General features: G+C 63.5%; 6 protein-coding genes. 2 read left to right on the plus strand and 4 right to left on the minus strand.

Translation table 11 applies throughout. The annotated features are described in order from the left end of the window. Nucleotides 1-220 (plus strand): hypothetical protein (locus tag ACNA7R_RS19830; protein WP_416285269.1); only part of this gene is annotated, 220 nt, incomplete at its 5' end. Nucleotides 221-222: 2 nt separating this feature from the next. Here ACNA7R_RS19830 and ACNA7R_RS19835 read toward each other — a convergent pair. Further along, nucleotides 223-1,104, minus strand: a complete 882-nt coding sequence (locus ACNA7R_RS19835) for a DNA-3-methyladenine glycosylase family protein (RefSeq protein WP_416285270.1) — start codon at nt 1,102-1,104, stop codon at nt 223-225. Between the two features lie 124 nt (nt 1,105-1,228). On the opposite strand from ACNA7R_RS19835, the gene ACNA7R_RS19840 reads away from it, so the two are divergent. Next, nucleotides 1,229-1,708: a DUF555 domain-containing protein gene (locus tag ACNA7R_RS19840; protein ID WP_416285271.1), complete on the plus strand. Its 480-nt coding sequence runs from the start codon at nt 1,229-1,231 to the stop codon at nt 1,706-1,708. Between the two features lie 107 nt (nt 1,709-1,815). Here ACNA7R_RS19840 and ACNA7R_RS19845 read toward each other — a convergent pair whose 3' ends face one another. From ACNA7R_RS19845 to ACNA7R_RS19855, 3 genes are all read right to left on the minus strand, one after another. After that, nucleotides 1,816-2,052 carry a UPF0058 family protein gene (locus tag ACNA7R_RS19845; protein ID WP_005555888.1) on the minus strand — a complete coding sequence of 79 codons (237 nt, stop codon included), beginning with the start codon at nt 2,050-2,052 and terminating at the stop codon, nt 1,816-1,818. Nucleotides 2,053-2,333: 281 nt separating this feature from the next. Continuing rightward, nucleotides 2,334-2,513, minus strand: a complete 180-nt coding sequence (locus ACNA7R_RS19850; RefSeq protein ID WP_306059756.1) for a hypothetical protein — start codon at nt 2,511-2,513, stop codon at nt 2,334-2,336. Between the two features lie 96 nt (nt 2,514-2,609). Next, the coding region (locus ACNA7R_RS19855) for a transcription initiation factor IIB (protein ID WP_416285272.1) at nt 2,610-3,188 on the minus strand (579 nt) is incomplete at its 5' end.

A 3,188-nucleotide genomic window follows, 5' to 3' on the forward strand; every position in this document is an offset into this window, starting at 1 on the left:
GTATCTCGACGTCTCGAGCAGCCGCGCGACGGTCCGGGAGCTACTCGAACTGTTCTTCGGCGCGATCCTGTTCGTCCTCGTGGCGAGCGGACTGACGTGGTACCTGCTGGGTGCGACGATCGCGACGTACGTCGCCGCGGCACTGTCGATCGTGTTCACGATCACGATCGTTTCGCAGACGTACTGGGCGATTACCGGACGAAACGATTACGACGAGTGATACTATTCCCGAGTTCGCAGGTGGTGAAAGACGTACGTTTGGGTGTACCCCGCGTACTCGCCGCCGAACCGTTCGCGGAGCGCCCGAGAGGTCGCGTCGTAGGAGCCCCGGTCGCAATCGGGGTAGTACTCCTCGACCGCGGTCCGAAGCCACGTATCGAGCGGAACCGCTTCGTCGAAGCCAAGCGAGAACAACAGGACGCAGTCGGCGACCTTGTCGCCGACGCCGACGAACCGCTTCAGCGACTCGCGGGCTGCCTCGTAGGTGAGGTCGCGGGCCTCCTCGGGGTGGGCCTCGCCGTCGGCGACCATCTCCGCGGTGCGGACGACGTAGGGCGCACGATACCCCAGTCCTCGCTCGCGCAGTTCGTCCTCGGTCGCCGTCGCGAGCCGGTCCGGGGTCGGAAAGGCGTGGTAGGTCTCGCCGTCGAAGGCGATCGGCTCGCCGTACTCGCGGGCCAGCGTCGAGACCATCCCGTGGATCCGGCTGACCCGCATCTGTGCCGAGCAGATAAACGAGATCAGCGTGCCGAAGGACGGATCGTCGACCAGTCGGAGCCCCCGGTGGGCCTCGTAGGCCTCGTCCAGCAGCAGGTCGTCCGGCGCGGCCGCGACGATCGCCTCGAGGTCGTCCTCGAGGCGCAACAGTCTGCGGACGAGCGGGTCGGCGTCGATCGACGACTCCCACTCGAGGACGCCGTCCCGGCTGCGGACGCGGACGACGGCGCCGTCGACGACGGTGTAGTACCACTCGTCGGGCGCCGGCTCGCCGCGGTACATCTCGCCGTCGGTGCGCCGCCAGAGGTAGCTCTGTCCGCTCTCGAGCGTGCGGTACAGATCGAGGCCGCCGGATAGCTCCTCGAGTTCGATTTCGCCGGTCTCCATCCGTCGGAGTCTTCGGGAGCGACGGCTTGGGCCTTTCGGAGCGAACCCGTTCCGAGACGAAACCTGCACGGCGGATCGGCGGCCGGGGCGAACCTTGATACTGTAGGCGACGGTACGTTTTCGTATGGACTGCAGGGTTGTCGTCGAGGCTGCCGTTCCGGTGTTCGACGTCGAGACGGAAGACGAGGCGATCCGCATCGCCATCTCGAAGACCGGCGAGATGTTGAACCCTGACCTGAACTACGTCGAGATCAACATGGGTGAGCGCACCTCGCCGGAGGGAGAGGAGCTTCCGCCGGCGTTTATCGCGGCCGACGAGGCGCTGGTCGCGCTCGAACTCGAGATGACCGTGTTCAACGTCGAACGGGAGGAACACGCCTCCCGGATCGCCCGCAAGGAGATCGGCCAGCGCCTCGAGAACATCCCGCTCGAGGTGCTCGAGGTCGAGACGATCGAGGAAGACGACGAAACCGACGAGGACGAGGACCAGGAGGAAGAATCGACGGACTCGAGCGAGGAGACGAACGAGAGCGACGCCGACGACGAACGGAAGGCGGACGATGATGACGAGATTCTACCGGAGTTCGAGGACCTCGTCGAATAGCCCGATTTTCGATCAGTTCAGTTCGATTCAGGGGCCCGAACGGAAACGAAACGGTGAGAAACGGTCTCGCCAGTACCGGGTAGCGATCGAAGGAGACGTCGTGACAATTAGTCCGCAGTAGCGGCGACGGCTTCCTGCTCGTCCTCGCGCATGTTCGTCGTGATTCCGCCCGCGAGTGCAAATACAGCAGCTTTGTGGTCCGTTTTCGATTTGTGGATCGATGTCGGTCGAATACCGCGCGACTCGTACTCCTCGAGGTCAATCTGACAGTTCTCCCACTCCGCACACTGGTTCGATACCTCCGCAAGAAGTCCGTGAAGGTGAATGAGCTCCTGTTTCTTCATAACCATGCATTCCTATCCGCTGCAGGGTTATATTATTATCTTGAGTCTCGTTAGCACGACCCTGCAGCCGAATTCGACGCGTATCACGTTCGAGAACGGATTCAAGCACCGAATTACCTCGGAAAAACTCCCGGAAGGGAACGGCTACAAGGGATCGCTTACTACCGTAACCGGGCGTTTCTGTTCACTCTCGTAGTGTTTTGGTTTCGATTATTAAACTTTCACGTATTCGTGAACGGTCGTGCGAGAACGGACGGGAGAATCGAACCGGTCGGCGTCGGTTAACCGAGCTGTTTCAGCGTCTGCAGGTCACGGTCGGTCCGGGTGAATTCCGCGGTCCGACGGGACGCGTGGCAGTTCGGACAGTGGAACATCTCCGCAGGGGCCGGAAGCTCGCCGGGGGAGACCTGCCAGTCTTTGGCACACTCGGGACACAACAACTGAACGGTCGTTTCGTCCATGACACACCGTTTCACACCGGAGATGAAAAGCTTTGTCGCAGTCGCACTCCGGGTGCGAAATCCGCAGCCGAGAACCTGCTCCCAACGAGGACGCTCTTAGGCGGGGGCCGCCGAGTCCGAGGCCTCGAGCAGTTCCTTGTAGCGGTTGCGGATCGTCACTTCGGAGATGCTGGCGACCTCGCTGACGTCGTTTTGCGTCACCTTCTCGTTGGTGAGCAGGGCCGCGGCGTACACCGCTGCGGCGGCGAGCCCGACCGGCGATTTGCCGCTGTGGACGCCCTCCTGTCGGGCCGAGTCGAGCAGTTCGCGGGCCATGCGCTCGGTCTCGTCGGAGAGATCGAGGTCGCTGACGAACCGCGGGACGTAGTGTTCGGGGTCGGCGGGCTGGACCTCGAGACCGAGCTCCCGGATCACGTAGCGGTACGTGCGGGTCAGCTCCATCTTGTCGACGCGGCTGACGGCCGAGATCTCGTCGAGGCTCCGGGGGGTGCCGGCCTGCCGGGCCGCAGCGTACAGCGAGGCCGTCGCGACGCCCTCGATCGATCGGCCGGGCAGGAGATCCTCCTCGAGCGCGCGGCGGTAGATCACGCTGGCGGTTTCGCGGACGTTCTCGGGCAGGCCCAGCGCCGAGGCCATGCGGTCGATCTCGCCGAGCGCCTGTTTTAAGTTGCGCTC

The sequence above is a fragment of the Natronococcus sp. genome (assembly GCF_047921035.1).
Lineage (GTDB): Archaea > Halobacteriota > Halobacteria > Halobacteriales > Natrialbaceae > Natronococcus.